Consider the following 18,306-nt stretch of genomic DNA (forward strand, 5'->3'; position numbering starts at 1 on the left):
CAGATGGCAGCGCAGATCCCGCAGGCTGGGGTCCTGGCCGCCACGACCGATGTGGAAGAACGCGTACGGCGAGCCCCAGGGTACGACGACCACGCCATCGGGACCGTTGTGACGGAAGAAATAGATCCTGCGGGTGACGCGGTTGAAGCGAACCGGGTAGTGGGTGTACTGGAAAACATCGCACCGCAAGTGAACTGTCCAGATGAGCGCCTGCGCACCGAACACAGCCAAAGCAACGATGCCCACGGGAATCGCCTCTTGCATCAATCCGCCAGACATCCCGTGGGCTTTGACCACAAGGGCGGATAGTCCAAAGATGTTTATGGACGAGACCACCATGGCGCACAAAGTCGCCGCCATTCCCTTGATTTTGAACGTCCTGTCGACAAACTCCATGAACGTTGAGTTGAATCGAACCAGGCCTAGGGAGTCATCTGGTGTGAGAGTGCCCGTCTCGATCTGAGGCAACTCGCACTGCAGCTCCTCCGGACTCAATGCACGGCGATACTTGAAAGCGGGATACCAGCCAGTCAACACGTCATGCCAGCCTAAGCCGATTCATCGACTCGATCTGAGCATCCAAGGATCCAAACACGCCTGATGCGTTCTTCCCGAAATGAATAGTCTTGTCCAACCAGCGTTCAACTTCATCCGGCTTTAGCCATGCGACAACGACTGTGACAACGGCAGCCAGTATCAGCAGGATGATGGCAAGTGGACCAGTGAACCCAATCCACATCAGATAAGCAGCGGCCCCCGTCATTACGCCCCCTAACATCATCCCTGTGCCGTAAAGGTTGCTGAGCCCGTAGTCTTTGTAGCCTTCATAAATGGTCAGCCCACCCAACACAACGCCCCCCACCCCACTCAACCAACGCCCACTCGCCTTCACCACTGCCGCCTTCGTGTCGGCCCTGAACATCCACCGGCCCATCGGCTCGGCCAGCTTCTGCGAGAACCACGGCAGCTTGGTGCCGACCTCGCCCATGACCATCGCTGCATCACCCAGCAGCGCCGCCACACCCGCGCTGAAGTTGGCCGCGAGCAGCCCGCGCGTGCCGGCCGAGGCGGTGGCCAACTGTTTGTGGAGCTGCCCCAGGCTGGCCGACGCCAGCACCAGGCCGGCCATGCCGTAACCGAGCGAGGTGCTGCCCAGGTTGGACAGGCTGGCGCGCATCGCGTCGTGCAGGTCCAGCACGGTCAGGGTGCGCATCAGCTCGGCCTGGCGCCCCGGGCCGGTGATGACGGCCTTGGCGTTGAGCGCCTTGAACAGCGTCAGCTGATCGGCGTCCACCAGCGCGACCATGCCAAACCGGAACCTGCCATCGCGGATATCGACGTCGGTGGTCTCAATCACTTCGGCCGCTGCCGCCGCGGCCTGCTGCGCACTGTTCAGACCGGCGCGCGCCGCCAGTTGCATCGCCAGCGCCTTGCGGGCCCGTTTGGGCGTGGTGTGCCCGACCAGATCGACCAGCTCGGTCCCGGGCGAAGCCGCCTGTGCCAGCGCCGTGAGCAGCCCCACCTGCCAGCGGGCGGGTAGCTTGCCGACATCATGGGCGATCATGCTGCCGATCTCGGTGCCGATGATGCGCGATATCGGGCCGGAGATCTGCTCCACCAGCCGGGCCATGCCTTGGAACATGCCGCCGAGCTTGGCGGCCGTTTCGGCGTCCAGCAGGCTCTTGAGGGCGTTGGACACTCCATTGGCGGCCACCAGCCAGTCGCGCGCGCCCGGTGCGGTGGAGGTACTGGCCAAGGTGTCCTTCCACACCGCGATCAAGGCGTCCTGATTCCACATCTGGGCGCGCAGCACGATCGCGTCGGGGTCGAGCGGATCGCCGTGGGTGAGGCAGTCCAGCACGTACCGGAAGACCTTGCCGCGCGCAGTCGCATCCCGCAGCAGCGTGGTCACCACTTCCTGGTAGAGGACGCCACTGGTGGTGTTGGCGCTGTCGAAATGGCCCGTCATATGGAGTCTGAAGGGCGTGGCCGACAGCCAGGCGATGTAGGCGTCATCGAGTGCCGCGATGTTCTGTTCGTAGAACCTCTGCTGCTCCAAGGCGTAGGTCTGCGTGAGCCACCGCGCGTGTCCGTCGTCGTCGCGAAGGTGCCTGCCGTACTTCTTCCACGATGCCTGGCCAAGCGCGACAACCTCCGCCTCGTCCTGGACCGCGAACACGTCGTCGGTCCAGGCAGGCAGGGGTCGGGCCAGCTGATCCGACGCGGTGCTGCCGCCCAGTACGGTTACCACGCCCCTGCCCAGCCGCGCGTTGCGACCGCGCCGGTGCGCTTCATCTTCGAGCGCGCCCTGGCGGATCGCCGCCTGCAGCGCGGAGATCGCGGCGGCCGACTGGCGCTTTTCCTGCCGCTCGGGCTCGTTCTCCCATTCCAGTATCCGGGCGATGGCGAGCTGATTGAGGTCGGCGATGATGCCGACCGGGTCGTCCAGCGCCACCAGCGCGGGGGCCACGGCCAGCGGATGCCCGGGGGTCACCTGGCGCGCCGCCAGACGAGCCTGCGCGCTCAGCAGATCGATCTGCGCGCGCCCGTAGTGAATGGGCTGGCACAGGCTGTGCTCAAATGCCTGGACGCCGGGCAGCACGGTGACGGTCGGCAGGTTGGTCAGGTCCGGCGTGTGCGGGACCGGCCGGTCGGCCACCGCGGCGTGGAACTCGGCCACCTGGTCCAGTGTCTGGTACAGGGCAGCCACGTGCGGCTGGGCCGCGGTCGACGCCGCCCACTGGCCGACATCGATACGTCGCATGGTGCGGGCCCGATAGGTCGCATCCCGGTGCCGCCGCCACACCCGTGGCGTCCACGGTGCGGTGCTGAACGCCAGCCACAGCGCAGCGCCGAAGGCGGCATCCGGGACAACGATGCACTTGGCGAACAACGTGCTGCCATGCCGCGAGCAGCGCGCCGGGGCGTCATCGCTCTGCGGCGGCGGGTGAGCGTCGCGGATGTCGAACGCGGACAGGTCACCGTGCTCGTTGACCTGCCACGCCAGCCATTCGTCGCGTGCTTCGTTGTAGGCATAGACGTAGCCGCTGCGCAGCAGACGCAGCGTGTAGTGCGCGTCACCGTCCGGCAACGCGATCTCCTGCACACCGGCCCCGAACGGCGCCACCAGGGCTGGTGCGGGCCGGCGGACCTCCTGATCGGCGCGTGCCACCGCGTAGCGCGCCAGCAGGATGGGAAAGCCGAAAGTGATGCAGTTCGGGCAGTAGGCGGGGTCGTTCACCGGGTCGGTCATGCGGCCGTCCCGACGGTGGCGCGACGTTCGTGCTGGCACGCCATGACATAGGACATGCCCCGCCCCCGGACGTGGGCCAGACGCCTGCTCACCTCCGGGCGCTGCTGGAAGCCGCTGCCGTGGCGCAGACGCTGGCAGGCATACCGCCGCAGGTCGGCCGGGTCGCCCAGGCCCGCCGCGCGCGCCTCCTGGATGCCATCCAGGAGCGCACGCAGCGCGCCCTCCCCCGCGCCTTCGCCAGCGTCGGCCAGATCACGCAGGCAGCGGTTGAGCACGCCCACCTCGGCCAGATCCTGCCACTGGCCCGGTTGCAGCAGCACGCGTGGCGTGGGCGGCACCGCCGGTCGCGCATGTGCGCGCCAGGTGACGCTCACCGGCTCGTGCCAGAGCCACGTTGCCACCGGCCCCATGACGCAGGCCATCTGTGCCGGCGTCAGCAACCAGCGCAGGTGGCGGAACACGCCGGGATCGTGCAGGCGCAGCCATCCCGGCCCGACGCCGGGTTGCACGAGCCGCATCACGCGCTGCAGGTGACTACGCACGGCGGGAGCGTCGTCGCAGGTCAGCAGCGCGCAGAACAGCGGGCGGCCGTACTCGCGCAGATGCGCGTCAGCCTGATCGAGCAGTTGCAGCCGACGGTCCCGCGCGAGCGCCTCCAGCGTGACCAGCAGCGGCGGATGGCGCACACGACCTGCCAGCCGTTCCGGCTGAAGTACGTGGGTGGGAAGGTCGGCGAACTCGGACGGTGCGACGTGGCGTGGATCGATCAGCGCGTGGGTCTGCGCGAGGAACACGCGGTGCCACAGCGCGATGGGAGCTGCGGCGGGAGAATCCAGGTCCATGAAAGAGCGATGTCGATGGCGTCCTCCAAGGCTAGGAACGGCACGTCCGGGAGAATAGAGCCAGAACCGACATCCGCTCGAGGACGTCACACTTCAATCATTGCGATATTGAGACAAGTGCGCGACTCAAATCGACGCCGCCTATTGCAAGCGTAACCGGACCACCGCTGTGGGCCGACCGGCACGTACAGAACATGATTGCGGGCGGTGCGATGGCGTTGCCGCCATCGCACCGCGCCCTTCACGGTCAGCCCGAAATCGCCAACCGCTCCTGGTGGTAGCGGCGCACGGCCGCAAACCAGAGCACAGCCGCCAGGCCAAATCCGGCCGCCAGGTACACGCCCCACATCTGCGCACTGATGCTTTCCTGGCGGATGATCTTGAGCAGCATCTGGTTCTGCGCCAGGAACGGCACGGCGAACTGCCACAGCTCGCTCTTCAGCGGGTACACCATCAACGCATAGCTGGGCAGCATCGGCAGCAGCATCAGCCAGGTCATGTGGCTCTGCGCTTCCTTCATGCTCTTGGCCGCTGCCGAGAGGAAGGTCAGCAGCGAGGTGCCGATGAACAGCATCGGCGTCATGATCAGCAGCATCTGCACCATCGGCAGAAAGCCCATGTTGAGCTGGCGCCCGGGCCCGGTGGTGGACAGTTGCGCGCTGAGCTTGAACGCGAGCAGCGTGAGCAGCAGCGAGGCCATGCCCACCGCGCAGGCGGCGGTGATCTTGCCGCTGACGATGGCGCTGCGCGATGCCGGCGTGGCCAGCAACGGCTCCAGCGACTGCCGCTCGCGCTCACCGGCGGTGGTGTCCATCACCAGGTAGGCACCGCCCAGGAATGACGTGATGATCAGCAGCAGCGGCAGCAGCACCGACAGCAGGAGACCACGCTTGGCTTCGGCTGTGGCCATGTCCTGGGTGGCGATGTCCAGCGGTCGTGCGACCTGGGCATCGATACCACGGGCAAGCAGACGCAACGCGCCCACCTGCTGGCTGTACCCGCCCAATGCGGCTTCCAGCCGCGAGCTGGGAATGTCGGCACTGCGACGCGTGCTGTCCTTGACGATCTCCACCAGCGCCGGGCGGCCTTCCTGCCAGTCCTTGGCGAATCCGGGCGAGATGCGCAGGGCGACGTCGATCTTCTGGTCGCGGATGGCGGTGGTGAGGTCGTCCGGTGCGGCCACCGTGTTGAGTCCCTGGGACGCCAGGAATCGCACCAGATTCGGGGCATGTTCGGCACCGATCGTGGCGATCTCCAGCGGTTTGTCGATCTGCGATTTGACCCGGCTTTCGGCCAGTTTGCCCATGCCCAGGAACAGCAGCGGGTACAGCAGCGGTCCCAGCAGCAGGGTCAGCGCAAGCGTGCGACGGTCGCGCGAGAGGTCGCGCAGTTCCTTGCGCATCACGATCCACAACGTAGCAAACGAACTCATGCGTGCAACCCCTCTTCCGAACCGATCGCCTTGACGAAGGCATCTTCCAGGTTGGTTTCCCCGGTCTGTGCGCGCAGCTCATCGGCGCTGCCGGCCGCCATGACCGTCCCCTTGGCGATGATCACAATGTGATCGCAGAGCGCGGCCACCTCCTGCATGATGTGGCTGGAGAAGATCACGCAGCGGCCCTCTTCGCGCAGGCCGCGCAGGAATCCGCGCAGTGCCCGGGTGGTCATCACATCCAGCCCGTTGGTGGGTTCGTCGAGGATGACGTTGCGGGGGTCGTGTACCAGCGCGCGTGCGATGGCGGTCTTGGTGCGCTGGCCCTGCGAGAAACCGTCGGTCTGACGGTCCAGGATGTCTTCCATGTCCAGCGCCTGCGACAGCACCCTGGTGCGGTCGCGGATCTGCGCGGCACTCATGCCGTGCAGCTGGCCGAAGTAGGCGATGTTCTCGCGGGCGGTCAGACGCTTGTAGACACCGCGCGCATCGGGCAGCACACCCAGCTGGCGGCGCACGGCCACCGGGTCCTTGGCCGCATCGATGCCATCGACCATCACCCGGCCCTGGTCCGGCGTCATCAGCGTGTACAGCATGCGCATGGTGGTGGTCTTGCCGGCGCCGTTGGGGCCGAGCAGGCCGGTAATGCGGCCATCCGCGGCGTGGAAACCGACGTTCTCGACGGCCTTGATCAGCCCGGTCTTGGTCTTGAAGGCTTTGTGCAGATTGTCGGCGACGATCATGGTTCCCATCCGTTGAACGAGGTGAAGGCCGGCACCGGGCTCAGGGTGTCCAGGCAGCTGGCGTCGAGTGCCTTGGCATCGGCGCTGTCCACGAACTGGCCGAGCAGGCGTGGCATGCAGCCGGCGTTGATGGTGCCGTGGCCCTGGCCCTTGGCGAGCAGGTGACGGCCGTTGGGCAGTTGCTTGAGCACCTGCTCGGCGTAGCGCGGCGGCGTGACCGGATCGAACTGGCCCGACAGCAGCAGCACCGGCAGCGACGAGGCGAACGGCGCTGTGAAGTCCTTCGGGCGGGTGCCCACGTTCCACACCGGGCAGGCCGCGAAGAACATCCGCGACACCTCCGGGCCCAGCAGGCGATCGGCAGCCGCCGGTTCCTGGTAGCGGTCGGCGTCTTCGGCACAGATCACCGACCACTGCATGCCGCGGTTCATCTGCACGCCGAGGCTGCGCCCGGCCAGCCGGCTGAGCGACATCAGCGGCGCGTAGCGGCCATGCCCCGCCTCGTCCAGCACCACCGGCAGCAGCGATGACAGCTCGGGCATGTACGAGAAGGCGAAAGCCAGGCCGGTGACGGTGTCGGCGGTCAGCACGTCGGTCTTGACCTCGGCAGTGCCCGGATCGCGGTACTCCACCTCGACCGGCGCCTTGGCGAGGGTGGTCATCACGTTGCGCAGCTGGGTCCGGGTATCCACCGGGAAACGCCTGGCGCAGGCAGCGTCCTTGCGGCACTGGGCCGACTGCAGCGCGATGGCATCTTCGAAGGTATTGGCGAAGTCCCCGCCGACCACCAGGTCGTTGGGCGCCACGCCGTCGATCACCACGGTGCGGGTGTGCTGCGGGTAGCGCGCGGCGTAATGCTGCGCGACGCGGGTGCCGTAGGAACCACCGACCAGGTTGACCTTGTCCACGCCCAGCGCGGCGCGCACGGCGTCGAGATCGCCGATGGCCTCAGTGGTGGTGTAGAAGCGCGTGTCGGCACGGTCCTTCAGTGATGCGGCACAGCGCTGCGCGTAGTCGGCGATCAGGGCCGGCGTGGGCGCTGCCGTTTCGTCCAGCGGCAGCTCCTTGCCGTCCGCGCCCAGGCACGTCAGCGGGTTGGACTTGCCCGTGCCGCGCTGGTCGATCAGGAAGATGTCACGCTGCTTGCGTACCTCGCGCAGGGCCTGGTTGATCGGTGCGGCCACTTCGGTGGCGGCCTGGCCGGGGCCACCGGCGAGGAAGAACACCGGATCGGTCTTGCCGGCGCCCTGGTTGGCCACTTCCAGCCAGGCGATGTGCACGCCGATCCTGCGGCCGTCCGGTGCCGCCGGATTCTCCGGCACCTGCAACGTCGCGCACTGGGCTTCGACATTGGCACTGGCCTGCGCGCTGGTCAGCGTGCAGGGCTTGAACGCCAGCGTGCCGTAAGTACGGCTGGCGCCGGTGCCGCCCGACGCGCTTTCCGGTGCGGGCGCATTGCAGCCGGCGCACAAGGCCACGGCCAGCGCCCCGGCCAGCCTCAACTGTTTCCTGGACATCTTCCTTGCTTCCCCTTGTTGAAAGTCATGCCACCACGACGAACCCGCGCGGCGGATGTGACCCAACTTACACGGACGCCGCGCCGGCGGCGACGGCCACAGGGCATGCCTCCCCGTCGGCCCGGGCGCCAACGGCCCGGTCGCGGCCCTCGGCCTTGGCCTGGTAGAGCGCGGCGTCGGCGGCAGCCAGCAGCCCGGCCAGATCGCCCTGGCCGGGGTCGGCCGCCACCCCGATGCTGGCGGTGACCGGCACTGCCGTGCTGCCCACCGAGGCGGGCGCCGCCTGCAGCCGGTCGCGCAGGCGATTGGCCCACGCCAGCGCCTGCTGGGGGGTGGCATCGGGCAGCAGCAGCACGAACTCCTCGCCGCCGTAACGTCCCAGCAGATGCGGTCGGTCTGCCACGGCGGTGGCCAGGACACCGGCGACGTTGCGCAGGACCCGGTCGCCGGCCAGATGGCCCCAGCGGTCATTGACCTGTTTGAAGTGGTCCACATCCAGCAGCAGCAACGCCAGCGGCCGCTGCTGCTGCCGGCATGCCGCCTGCAGCGCGCTGCCATCGGCCAGCACCGCGCTGCGGTTGAGCAGACCGGTCAGCCCGTCGGTGCGCGCCAGCCGGCGCAGATCGACCAGCATCCGCTCGACCAGCAGCAGGACCAGCGCGAAACAGCGGGCCAACTCCAGCATCACGCCCGCGATGTAGGTCAGGAACATCGGCGAGCCGGTGCGCAGGATGTCCTCGCCCGCGTCGGGCGCCACCGGCAGGAACAGCCGGACCAGATACACCGCTCCTTCGGTGGCGAACACGGCCGCAGCCAGGCGGCAACTGGTGCGCTGGGCGTCGGGCGCGCGGCGCAGCAGCAGCCAGGCCATCCAGCCGTTGAGGAGCACGGCGAACAGGCTGAACACGTCCAGCCGGATGGCCAGGCTGGGGAACGGGATGAGGAAAACGGCGATGCCGGCCATGAACAGGGCGGCCAGGGCCAGCGGCTGCCAGAGCGGCAACCGGTAGTCGAGATGGCGGGCCACGCCGCACAGCATCAGCACGCCGGAAGCGGCGATGGTCGCGTTGCCGAGCAGGATCGCCGGCACCTGTGGCAGTTGGGCGCGCAGCCCCAACAAGGTAACGCTCACGGCCAGCAGCCACAGGCTCAGCGTCCACAGACGCAGCACCGGCTGGCCGCGCAGCACCACCAGCATCAGCGAAAACCCGATCGCGATGCCCACGCACAGCAGGTACCCGATGATGGCGACGGTAGGGAAATCCAGGGACATGCAGCCTCGCGCGCCAGAGCGGCGCGCGCATCTTAGCGTGAACCCGCTCGGACCCGGTGTTACTTGCTGCTGACGTACTTCTCGCGGCGTACCTGCGGGGTCGGCAGGCCGGCTTCCTTCAATGCCTCGAAAGTGGCATCGACCATGTCCGGGTTGCCGCACAGGTAGGCGATGTCGGTGGCCGGGTTGGGCGCGAACTCGGCCAGGTGCTGCTGGACATAGCCGTGGCGGACGTCCGGGTGCGGATGCTCCGGCAGCTCGCGCGACAGGCACGGCACGTAGCGGAAGCCGGGGTGCGCGGCGGCAAACGCGTAGAAGTCGTCGCTGTAGAGCAGCTCGGTCGGGGTCCGCGCGCCCTGCAGCAGCACCACCTCCACGCCGCGCTCGCGCATGGCGGTGGCCAGCAGGGGCAGCATCGAGCGGTACGGGGTGACCCCGGTGCCGGTGGCGATCAGGAGGTAGCGGGCGTTGTGGTCACCCGGCATCAGGCAGAACCGCCCGAACGGACCGCTGGCGGTGACATGGCCGCCGATGTCCAGGCCCTCGAAGAGGGCCGTGGCGGCCCCGCCGGGGACGAAACTGACGGCGATGTCGACCGCATCGCCGGCGCCCAGGGCATGGTCGTGGATGGTCGCCAGCGAATAGCTGCGCTTGGTGGCGGTGCCATCGGCGTACTCGAAGTGGACCTGGATGAACTGGCCGGGCTGGAAATCCAGCGGCTGGCCGTCATCACGCAGGAACTGGTAGTGGCCGACGGTGGGCGCCAGCATCCGCCGGTCGACCAATTTGAGAGGAAATTGAACAGGCACGTGTTCGGGACAGTGTGTAGCCGGGGCAAGCCCTCGGGGCCTTCTATAATAGCCGCTCCCCGCCCCTATCCAGCGCCGCCCCTGGGCGCGAAGGCAAGAGCTTGGCTTCCCAGAACACTCCCGCGTCCCCGACCGCCCCCGCCCTGCGGGTGCGCGACCTCCGCAAAACGTACGACAACGGCACCCAGGCGCTGAAAGGCGTTTCGCTGGACGTCGCCCCGGGCGACTTCTTCGCGCTGCTGGGCCCCAACGGCGCCGGCAAATCGACCCTGATCGGCATCATCAGCTCGCTGGTGAACCTCAGCGAAGGCCAGGTCGAGGTGTTCGGCAGCGATCTGGTGCGCGCGCGCAGCGCCACCATGCGGCTGATCGGCCTGGTTCCCCAGGAGATCAACTTCAACCTGTTCGAGAAGCCCTTCGACATCCTGGTGAACTACGCCGGTTTCTACGGCGTGGCCCGTGCCGAGGCCGAGAAGATGGCCGAGGAAGAGCTCAAGCGCGCCCACCTGTGGGAGAAGGCGCAGGTAATGAGCCGTACGCTGTCCGGCGGCATGAAGCGCCGGCTGATGATCGCCCGCGCGATGATGACGCGCCCGCGCCTGCTGATCCTGGATGAGCCGACCGCCGGCGTGGACATCGAGATCCGCCGCGACATGTGGCGTGTGCTCAAGGAGATCAATGCCGCCGGCACCACCATCATCCTCACCACGCACTACCTGGAAGAAGCCGAGCACCTGTGCCGCAACCTGGCCATCATCAACCACGGCCGGATCGTCACCCAGGGCCCGATGCGCGAGCTGCTCGCCAAGCTGGACGTGGAGGGCTTCCTGTTCGATATCGACGGCACGCTGCCCGCGCAGCTTCCGGTGATCGAGGGCGCCACCCTGATCGCCACCGACGGCCACACGCTGGACGTGGACATGCCGCGCGCAATGGACCTGAACCGGGTGTTTGAAGCGTTGAACGCCGCCGGTATCCGGGTGCGCTCGATGCGGACCAAGAGCAACCGCCTGGAGGAGCTGTTCGTGCGCCTCACCGGCAACCAGGAGAACGCAGCATGAGCAGCACCCCCACGCCCGTCCTGACCGACGGCCAGCGCAACCGCATCGCGCTGATGACCATCGTGCGCCGCGAAGTGGCGCGCATCCTGCGCATCTGGGGCCAGACCCTGGTGCCGCCGGCGATCACCATGACCCTGTACTTCCTGATCTTCGGCGGCCTGATCGGCTCGCGCGTGGGCGAGATGGGCGGCTACAGCTACATGCAGTTCATCGTGCCGGGCCTGGTGATGATGAGCGTGATCCAGAACAGCTACGGCAACATCAGCTCGTCATTCTTCGGTGCCAAGTTCGGCCGCCACGTGGAAGAACTGCTGGTCAGCCCGATGCCGAACTGGGTGATCCTGTGGGGCTACGTGTCCGGTGCGGTCCTGCGCGGCCTGATGGTCGGCATCATCGTGCTGATCATCGCCATGTTCTTCACCCCGGTGCGCATCCCGCATCCGCTGGTGACGCTGACCACCGTGCTGCTGGGTGCGACGATCTTCTCGCTGGCCGGCTTCATCAATGCCGTGTACGCCAAGAAGTTCGACGACGTGGCGATCGTGCCGACCTTCATCCTGACCCCGCTGACCTACCTGGGCGGCGTGTTCTACTCGGTGAAGCTGCTGCCGACGTGGGCCGAGGCGGCCACCCATGCCAACCCGATCTTCTACATGGTCAACGCCTTCCGCTATGGCCTGCTGGGCACCAGCGACGTACCGCTGTGGGTGGCCTACGCGCTGATGATCGGCTTCGTGGTGGTCCTGACCGCCCTGGCGCTGTGGCTGCTGCGTCGTGGCGTCGGCATGCGCAGTTGAGTAGCGCCGGCCGCTGGCCGGCTCCCCAAAAGAACAAGGAACAGTGACGATGCGCATTCTGGTGTTGGGCGCCGGTGGTACCGGCGGTTACTTCGGGGGCCGGCTGGCCCAGGCCGGGGTGGACGTGACCTTTTTGGTGCGCCCGGCGCGCGCGGCGCAGTTGGACCGCGACGGCCTGGTGATCCGCAGCCCGCTCGGCGATGCGGCGTTCCCGGTGCGGCACGTCACTGCCGAGGCGCTGCCCGCGCTGGCTGCGGCGCAGCCGTTCGATCTGGTGCTGCTCAGCTGCAAGGCCTACGACCTGGACAGTTCGATCGAGGCGATTGCACCGGCGATGTCCTCGCGTACCACGGTGCTGCCGATCCTCAACGGACTGCGCCACTACGCCGCGCTGGATGCCCGCTTCGGGCGCGATGCGGTGCTGGGCGGACTGTGCTTCATCAGCGCGACCAAGGCCGCCGATGGGGCGGTCGTGCACCTGGCACCCCCGGCCAAGCTCACGTTCGGCGAGCGCGACGGCACCGGCAGCAGCGCGCGCGTGCTCGCCCTCGCGGCCGCCTGCGTGCAGGCCAACGTGGATCACGTGGCCAGTGATGCCATCGGTCAGGAGCAGTGGATCAAGTACACGTTCCTGACCACGTTGGCGGCGTCCACCTGCCTGATGCGCGCCGATGTCGGCACGATCGTGGCCACCGATGATGGCGCCGCGATCGTGCGCGGCATGTACGACGAGTGCCTGGCCGTGGCCGACGCGGCCGGAGAGCCGATCCCGGACAAGGCCCGCGACGCAGCGCTGGGGGCCATCACCCAGGCCGGGTCGACGCTGAAGGCCTCGATGCTGCGTGATCTGGAGGCCGGCCAGCAGGTGGAGGCCGGGCAGATCGTGGGCGACATGCTCGCCCGCGCGCGCGCCGCCGGGCAGTCGGCACCGCTGCTGGCGGTGGCGTACGCGCACCTGCAGGCCTACCAGCGCCTGCGCGACGCCTGAGCATGTACACCGCCGGGCCGGCGCGCGTGCTGGTGCTGGGCATGGGCTACAGCGGGCGGCACCTGGCCGCCCTGCTGCAGGCCAAGGGCATCGCCTGCAGCGGCACCGTGCGCGACCCCGGCACGGCCCCCGATGACGGGCTGACGCGGTATCGGCTGGCCGACGGTGTCCCGGTCGATGAGGCGCTGCACGCGGCAATCCGGCGCGCGGACGCGATCGTATGCAGTGTGCCGCCGGCGGATGCGGGCGACCCGGCGCTGCGCGTGCTCGCCGATGCACTGCACGACAGTCCCGCGCTGCGCTGGGTGGGCTACCTGTCCTCGACGGCGGTCTACGCCGACCGCGACGGGGACTGGGTTGACGAACACACCTGTGCCGATGCGGACAACGACACCGCCGTCCGGCGATTGCGCGCCGAGCAGCAGTGGCGCGCGTTCGCACAGGCACGCGGCATCACCTCGGCGGTGTTCCGCCTGCCCGCCCTGTACGGCCGTGGGCGCAACGCACTGGTGCAGCTGGCACAGGGCAAGGCGCGGCACGTGGTACGGCCCGGGCTGGTATTCAACCGGCTGCATGTGGAGGATCTGGCCGGTGCGGTGCTGGCGGCGATGCAGCGGCCGCATGGCCACGCGCTGTATCTGCCCGCCGACGATGCACCGGCCCCGCCGCAGGACGTGCTCGCGCATGCCGCGCTGCTGAGTGGCCTGGCGCTGCCCGCCGCGCAGGCCTGGGATGACCCGGCCATCCCCGCCTCGCTGCGACGCTTCTATGCCAGCAATAAACGCATCGACAGCCGCGGCACACGCGCGGCCCTTCAGTGGCGCCCCCGCTTCGCGACCTACCGCGAGGGTCTGGCCGACGCCTGGGCAAGCGGCGACGGCCACCGGTAGCTCACGGCCATTGCGCCTCAGGCCACGTCAGGCAACCGGAAGAACGCGCGCGTGGCCGCCGTCGCATGGGCGGCCGTGGTCTCTACCGCTTCGCCCCGATCACGCGCCAGCTCTTCGACAATGTGCGACAGGAACATCGGCTCGTTGCGACGGTCCTTGGGCATCGGCTTGAGCGAGCGCGGCAGCAGGTACGGCGCGTCGGTTTCGATCATCAGGCGGTTGGCCGGGATGTGCTTCACCAGCTCGCGCAGGTGGCCGCCACGACGTTCATCGCACAACCAGCCGGTGATGCCGATGTACCAGTCCTGGTCCAGGTAGTCGAACAGTTCCTGGCGCTCGCCGGTAAAGCAGTGCACCACCGCCGCGCCCAGTCGGCCGTCGAAGTTCTTCATCTGCGCCATGAAATCGATGTGCGCATCGCGCTGGTGCAGAAACAGCGGCTTGCGCGCCCCATCGGCAGCGACCACGTCGGCAGCCAACTGCAACTGGCGCTCGAAGGCACGGTGCTGGGCCGGGCGCGGGGCGAAGTCACGGAAGTAATCCAGGCCGCACTCGCCCACCGCCACCACCTCGGCATGCGCATGCAGCGCGCGCATCTCCGCATCGCATTCGTCGGTGTACTCCACCGCGTGGTGCGGGTGTACGCCCGCGGTGGCATACAGGACGCCGGGATGCTGGCGTGCCAGTTCCAGCGCCATCGGCGAGTGCTCGCGGCTGGCACCGGTGATCACCATCTGCACCACCCCGGCCTCGCGGGCGCGCGCCAGCACGGCGTCGCGGTCGCGGTCGAAGGAGTCGTGGGTGAGGTTGGCGCCGATATCGATCAGGTGCATGGGGCTGCTGCGGGACGGGAAACCCCGTCATTGTAGCGGCTTGCCCGGCGCGCTCACGTCTGCACCAGGTCGTGGCGCTCCCCGTGGGCGGGAAGGCTAGACGATAGGCACGGCAGGCACAGCAGCGCATGGCGGCACAGAGTGGCTCGGCGGTGCGCGCTCAGTCGGCCGGCGCGGGTGCCAGCAGAATCTCCGCCAATTCGCGCGACAGCCCCGCCAGCCGCACCTGGCCGCCATGCGGCTGCACCGTGATGAAGGGCGCGGCACCGCGAACGAAGCGGTCGTTGCCAGGCGTCGACGTCGGGCCAGCCGTACCCGGCAGCTGCAGATACCACACCTGCGCGCAGATGGCTTCCAGCACGGGCTCCGGTTCGGGATAGAGGCCACCGCGCCCGCTGACCTTCGCCGTGCGCAGCAGGGTCAGCAGATGGGCCAGAAGATCGCGGCGCCGCTCACCGGGCACGTCCAGGGCGTCGGCAAATGCCTCGGGCGCGGTGCTCATCGCCATCAGCGCGGCACTGGCGCGCGATGCCGGCACTACCGTGGCGTCCACGGACCGGCCCGCATCCACCTGCGCCTGCCAGAGGGCGTCACTGGCTGCGCTCAGGTAGGGCTGCATGTCCTGCGCGAAGCGCTGCTGCCAGACGTCGAACTGGCGCTGCGCGGCGGCCCGGTCCCATTCCGGCAGCGGACAGCGCGCGGGCCGGTCATGGCGCTCCCAGTGCGTTGGCAGGCCAAGCGAGGCGCAGGCCATGCACACCATCCCACCAGTTGCGTCCTGCACGAAACGCAGGTGGCGAGCGCTGTCGTTTCCGCAGCGGTCGGCGTCATCGAGCAGCAACTGGAATCCATCGGCCTGCCGGCACAAGGCCAGGAGATTCCTGCGGCGGTCCAGGGTGCTGCCTGTCAGCGCGTTGGTCATGATGTAGGCGACGTCGTCGCCCAGCTGCACGCTGGGATACACCGCCTCGCGCAGCGTGCCGTCGGCCACCGCGCGCCGGATCGCGGCGTCATCGCTCAACCCCGCCGGCAGATAGCGCGCCTGGATCTGGGCACGCACCAGCATGGCCCAGTGATTGCCATCATACGGCGCGTCCAGCGGAGCGCCGGCATCCACCGGTTCCGAGGCCATCGTCGTGAACGATGCGGCTGCACACCAGACCAGCACCCACAGCACGCGCGCAGCACCAGACATCCAGATCTACCGTGGTTCCAGGGCGGCACAGGGAACCACGCCGGCCGCGCGCTGGCAATGCGCAGCGTTGCGGACGCCGTATCCTACGCCGATGAGCACCCCGATTTTCCCGATTACCGCACTGCTGCCGCAGGTCCTGAACGAACTGGAGGCGCGCACGCGCCTGGTGCTGGAAGCGCCGCCCGGCGCGGGCAAGACCACCCAGGTGCCGCTGGCGCTGCTGGACGCGCCGTGGCTGCAGGGCCGGAAGATCATCATGCTCGAGCCGCGCCGGGTGGCCGCGCGCAGTGCCGCGCAGTTCATGGCGCGCCAGCGCGGCGAAGAGGTCGGTGGAACGGTGGGCTACCGCATCCGGTTCGAGAACAAGGTGTCCGCACGCACCCGGGTGGAGGTGGTCACCGAAGGCATCCTGACCCGCATGCTGCAGGACGATCCGATGCTGGAGGGGGTGGGCGCGGTGCTGTTCGACGAGTTTCATGAGCGCCACCTCGCCGCCGACCTCGGTCTGGCCCTGGCGCTGGATGTGCAGGCGCAGCTGCGTGAGGACCTGCGCATCGTCGTGATGTCGGCCACGCTGGATGGCGAGCGGCTGGCACAGTTCCTCGACGCGCCGCGCCTGAGCAGCGAGGGACGCAGCTACCCGGTGGCGATCAGCCATTTCCCCGCCCGCCGCGACGAGGCCCTGGAGGCGCAGGCCCGGCGCGCGGTGGAACAGGCGCTGGCCACCCACCCGGGCGACGTGCTGGTGTTCCTGCCCGGCCAACGCGAAATCGCACGCACCCAGGCCGCGCTCGAACAGGTGCTGCCCGCCGATATCCAGGTGCTGCCCCTGCACGGCGAGCTGCCGGTGGAACAGCAGAGCCGCGTGCTGCAGCCCGATCCGCACGGTCAACGCCGCGTGGTGCTGGCGACCAATGTGGCCGAATCGTCGGTGACCCTCCCCGGCGTGCGCGTGGTGATCGACGCCGGTCTGGCGCGCGAACCGCGCTACGACCCCAACAGCGGCTTCGCGCGGCTGGACGTGGTCAGCATCGCGCAGGCGTCGGCCGATCAGCGCGCCGGCCGCGCCGGACGTGTGGCGGAGGGGTGGGCCTGGCGGCTGTGGCCGCAGTCGCAGCGATTGGACGCGCAGCGGCGACCGGAGATCGCCCAGGTCGAGCTGGCTTCACTGGCGCTGGAGCTGGCGGCATGGGGCAGCGACGACCTTCGCTTCGTCGATACACCGCCGGTCGGCGCGCTGGCCGCCGCGCGCGAGCTGCTGCAGCGGCTGGGCGCGATCAGCGACAGCGGCGCACTCACCGCGCCCGGCCGGCGCATGCTGGCGCTGGGCACGCATCCGCGCCTGGCAGCCATGCTGTTGGCCGCTGGCAACGGCGAGGAGCAGGCACTGGCCTGCGACCTGGCCGCGCTGGTGGAAGCGCGCGACCCGCTGCGCCAGGGCGGCGATGCACTGGCCGCACGCTGGCGTGCGCTGGCTGCCTTCCGCCAGGGGCGCGCACCGCACGACGCCAACCGCGGCGCGCTGGCCGCCATCGACGCGGCCAGCAAGCAATGGCGGCGGCGGCTGCGCTGCGACACATCGCCCCCCACCTCGGTCGAGGCACACCGCCTCGGCGATCTGCTGGCGCATGCATTCCCCGACCGCATCGCGGCGCGTCACCCCACCGATCCGCTGCGCTACCTGCTCGCCAACGGCCGCAGTGCCCGCCTGTTCGATCCCAGCGACCTGCGCGGCGAACCGTGGCTGGTAGCGGTCGAACTGCGCTACGAAGCGCGCGACGCGCTGCTGCTGCGTGCTGCGCCGGTCGATGAGAACCGCCTGCGCCGGGACTTCCCCGAGCGGTTCAGGCAGGAAGACGTGGTGCGCTGGGACGCCGAGAAGCGGGCACTGGTGGCCCGCCGCGAAACCCGCTTCGACCGCATCGTGCTCGACAGCCGTTCAGCCGGCCGCGTGGATCCGGCGCTGGCCGCGCAGGCCCTGACCGAGGCGGTGGCCGAACTCGGCCTGGCGGCGTTGCCGTGGACCGACGGCCTGCGCCAGTGGCAGGCACGCGTGCTGGGCCTGCGCAGCTGGATGCCGGCGCTGGAGCTGCCCGACGTGTCCGACGCCGCCCTGATGGCTACGTTGCCGCGCTGGCTGACGCCCGCCTTCGCGGGCCGGACCCGGCTGGACGCGCTGGACGAAGCCGCCCTCGGCGAAGCCCTGAAGTCGGCACTGCCGTGGGCCCAGCGCCAGCTGGTTGATCGCCACGCGCCGGTGCGCATGTCCGTGCCATCGGGCATGGAGCGCGCGATCCACTACGCCGTCGACGCCGACGGCAGCACCCCACAGGCACCGGTGCTGGCGGTGAAACTGCAGGAGCTGTTCGGCCTGGCCGACACGCCGCGGATTGCCGACAACCGCGTCGCACTGACCCTGCACCTGCTGTCGCCCGGTGGCCGGCCGCTGCAGGTGACCCAGGACCTGCGCAACTTCTGGGCCACTACCTACGCAGAGGTGAAGAAGGAGATGAAAGGGCGCTACCCCAGGCATCCGTGGCCGGACGACCCGTGGACGGCCACCGCGACGCATCGGGCCAAACCGCGCGGCACGTGACGCCGGGCGTAACGCGCCGTGCGCATTCATGGCTGCCGGCTGACCGGCGCTCCGGGTGCGGCGACATCGCCGCACGC

15 protein-coding genes are annotated in these 18,306 nt (G+C 68.9%); 5 read left to right on the forward strand and 10 right to left on the reverse strand.

The annotated features are described in order from the left end of the window. From OC534_RS16095 to OC534_RS16130, 8 genes are all read right to left on the reverse strand, one after another. Positions 1-537, reverse strand: a 537-nt coding sequence (locus OC534_RS16095; protein ID WP_316044092.1) for a DUF6708 domain-containing protein, incomplete at its 3' end; no start/stop codon positions are given. Between the two features lies 1 nt (position 538). Continuing rightward, the gene (locus OC534_RS16100; protein ID WP_262072166.1) at positions 539-3,253 is read right to left on the reverse strand and encodes a T6SS effector BTH_I2691 family protein; all 2,715 of its coding nucleotides are present in this window, start codon (positions 3,251-3,253) and stop codon (positions 539-541) included. Further along, a complete protein-coding gene (locus OC534_RS16105; RefSeq protein WP_166473568.1) occupies positions 3,250-4,095 on the reverse strand; it encodes a DUF4123 domain-containing protein in 846 nt (281 codons plus the stop codon). The genes OC534_RS16100 and OC534_RS16105 overlap by 4 nt, the downstream gene beginning before the upstream one ends. A 247-nt stretch (positions 4,096-4,342) precedes the next feature. After that, the gene (locus tag OC534_RS16110) at positions 4,343-5,527 is read right to left on the reverse strand and encodes an ABC transporter permease (RefSeq protein WP_017357116.1); all 1,185 of its coding nucleotides are present in this window, start codon (positions 5,525-5,527) and stop codon (positions 4,343-4,345) included. Continuing rightward, positions 5,524-6,270, reverse strand: a complete 747-nt coding sequence (locus tag OC534_RS16115) for an ATP-binding cassette domain-containing protein (protein ID WP_136006043.1) — start codon at positions 6,268-6,270, stop codon at positions 5,524-5,526. Before OC534_RS16115 ends, OC534_RS16110 begins: the two co-directional genes overlap by 4 nt. Next, on the reverse strand, positions 6,267-7,787 hold the full coding sequence (locus OC534_RS16120; protein WP_136006044.1) for an alpha/beta hydrolase: 1,521 nt from the start codon (positions 7,785-7,787) through the stop codon (positions 6,267-6,269). The genes OC534_RS16115 and OC534_RS16120 overlap by 4 nt, the downstream gene beginning before the upstream one ends. A 67-nt stretch (positions 7,788-7,854) precedes the next feature. Beyond that, positions 7,855-9,060 carry a GGDEF domain-containing protein gene (locus OC534_RS16125; RefSeq protein ID WP_136006046.1) on the reverse strand — a complete coding sequence of 402 codons (1,206 nt, stop codon included), beginning with the start codon at positions 9,058-9,060 and terminating at the stop codon, positions 7,855-7,857. Positions 9,061-9,119: 59 nt separating this feature from the next. Continuing rightward, positions 9,120-9,869 (reverse strand): ferredoxin--NADP reductase, encoded by a 750-nt coding sequence (locus OC534_RS16130; RefSeq protein WP_017355684.1) that lies wholly within the window; start codon positions 9,867-9,869, stop codon positions 9,120-9,122. 101 nt (positions 9,870-9,970) lie between these two features. Here OC534_RS16130 and OC534_RS16135 point away from each other — a divergent pair, with 101 nt between their 5' ends. Genes OC534_RS16135 through OC534_RS16150 form a run of 4 tightly spaced genes read left to right on the forward strand, consistent with a single transcriptional unit; the run spans position 9,971 to position 13,605 of the window. Continuing rightward, a complete protein-coding gene (locus OC534_RS16135) occupies positions 9,971-10,930 on the forward strand; it encodes an ABC transporter ATP-binding protein (protein ID WP_017355683.1) in 960 nt (319 codons plus the stop codon). After that, positions 10,927-11,727, forward strand: coding sequence for an ABC transporter permease (locus tag OC534_RS16140; protein WP_017355682.1), 801 nt, complete (start codon positions 10,927-10,929; stop codon positions 11,725-11,727). Before OC534_RS16135 ends, OC534_RS16140 begins: the two co-directional genes overlap by 4 nt. A gap of 43 nt (positions 11,728-11,770) precedes the next feature. Continuing rightward, positions 11,771-12,715 (forward strand): 2-dehydropantoate 2-reductase, encoded by a 945-nt coding sequence (gene panE, locus OC534_RS16145; RefSeq protein WP_262072167.1) that lies wholly within the window; start codon positions 11,771-11,773, stop codon positions 12,713-12,715. 2 nt (positions 12,716-12,717) lie between these two features. Next, positions 12,718-13,605, forward strand: a complete 888-nt coding sequence (locus OC534_RS16150) for an NAD-dependent epimerase/dehydratase family protein (protein ID WP_262072168.1) — start codon at positions 12,718-12,720, stop codon at positions 13,603-13,605. 17 nt (positions 13,606-13,622) lie between these two features. Here OC534_RS16150 and OC534_RS16155 read toward each other — a convergent pair whose 3' ends face one another. Together OC534_RS16155 and OC534_RS16160 are read right to left on the reverse strand one after the other, a co-directional pair. Then, on the reverse strand, positions 13,623-14,438 hold the full coding sequence (locus OC534_RS16155; RefSeq protein WP_262072169.1) for a TatD family hydrolase: 816 nt from the start codon (positions 14,436-14,438) through the stop codon (positions 13,623-13,625). Positions 14,439-14,598: 160 nt separating this feature from the next. Continuing rightward, positions 14,599-15,633, reverse strand: a complete 1,035-nt coding sequence (locus tag OC534_RS16160) for a hypothetical protein (RefSeq protein WP_262072170.1) — start codon at positions 15,631-15,633, stop codon at positions 14,599-14,601. Positions 15,634-15,724: 91 nt separating this feature from the next. Between OC534_RS16160 and hrpB the strand changes: the two genes are divergently transcribed. Beyond that, positions 15,725-18,229 (forward strand): ATP-dependent helicase HrpB, encoded by a 2,505-nt coding sequence (hrpB, locus tag OC534_RS16165; protein WP_262072171.1) that lies wholly within the window; start codon positions 15,725-15,727, stop codon positions 18,227-18,229. The last annotated feature ends 77 nt before the right edge of the window (positions 18,230-18,306 follow it).

The sequence above is a fragment of the Stenotrophomonas sp. Marseille-Q5258 genome (genome assembly GCF_946900935.1).
Taxonomy (GTDB): Bacteria; Pseudomonadota; Gammaproteobacteria; order Xanthomonadales; family Xanthomonadaceae; genus Stenotrophomonas; species Stenotrophomonas nematodicola.

Excerpts from the sequence above, each read along its gene's own strand:
- OC534_RS16100 (WP_262072166.1), bottom strand. The coding sequence starts at position 3,253 with ATGACCGACCCGGTGAACGACCCCGCCTACTGCCCGAACTGCATCACT.
- OC534_RS16105 (WP_166473568.1), bottom strand. The coding sequence starts at position 4,095 with ATGGACCTGGATTCTCCCGCCGCAGCTCCCATCGCGCTGTGGCACCGC.
- OC534_RS16110 (WP_017357116.1), bottom strand. The coding sequence starts at position 5,527 with ATGAGTTCGTTTGCTACGTTGTGGATCGTGATGCGCAAGGAACTGCGC.
- OC534_RS16115 (WP_136006043.1), bottom strand. The coding sequence starts at position 6,270 with ATGATCGTCGCCGACAATCTGCACAAAGCCTTCAAGACCAAGACCGGG.
- OC534_RS16120 (WP_136006044.1), bottom strand. The coding sequence starts at position 7,787 with ATGTCCAGGAAACAGTTGAGGCTGGCCGGGGCGCTGGCCGTGGCCTTG.
- OC534_RS16125 (WP_136006046.1), bottom strand. The coding sequence starts at position 9,060 with ATGTCCCTGGATTTCCCTACCGTCGCCATCATCGGGTACCTGCTGTGC.
- OC534_RS16140 (WP_017355682.1), top strand. The coding sequence starts at position 10,927 with ATGAGCAGCACCCCCACGCCCGTCCTGACCGACGGCCAGCGCAACCGC.
- OC534_RS16150 (WP_262072168.1), top strand. The coding sequence starts at position 12,718 with ATGTACACCGCCGGGCCGGCGCGCGTGCTGGTGCTGGGCATGGGCTAC.
- OC534_RS16155 (WP_262072169.1), bottom strand. The coding sequence starts at position 14,438 with ATGCACCTGATCGATATCGGCGCCAACCTCACCCACGACTCCTTCGAC.
- OC534_RS16160 (WP_262072170.1), bottom strand. The coding sequence starts at position 15,633 with ATGTCTGGTGCTGCGCGCGTGCTGTGGGTGCTGGTCTGGTGTGCAGCC.
- hrpB (WP_262072171.1), top strand. The coding sequence starts at position 15,725 with ATGAGCACCCCGATTTTCCCGATTACCGCACTGCTGCCGCAGGTCCTG.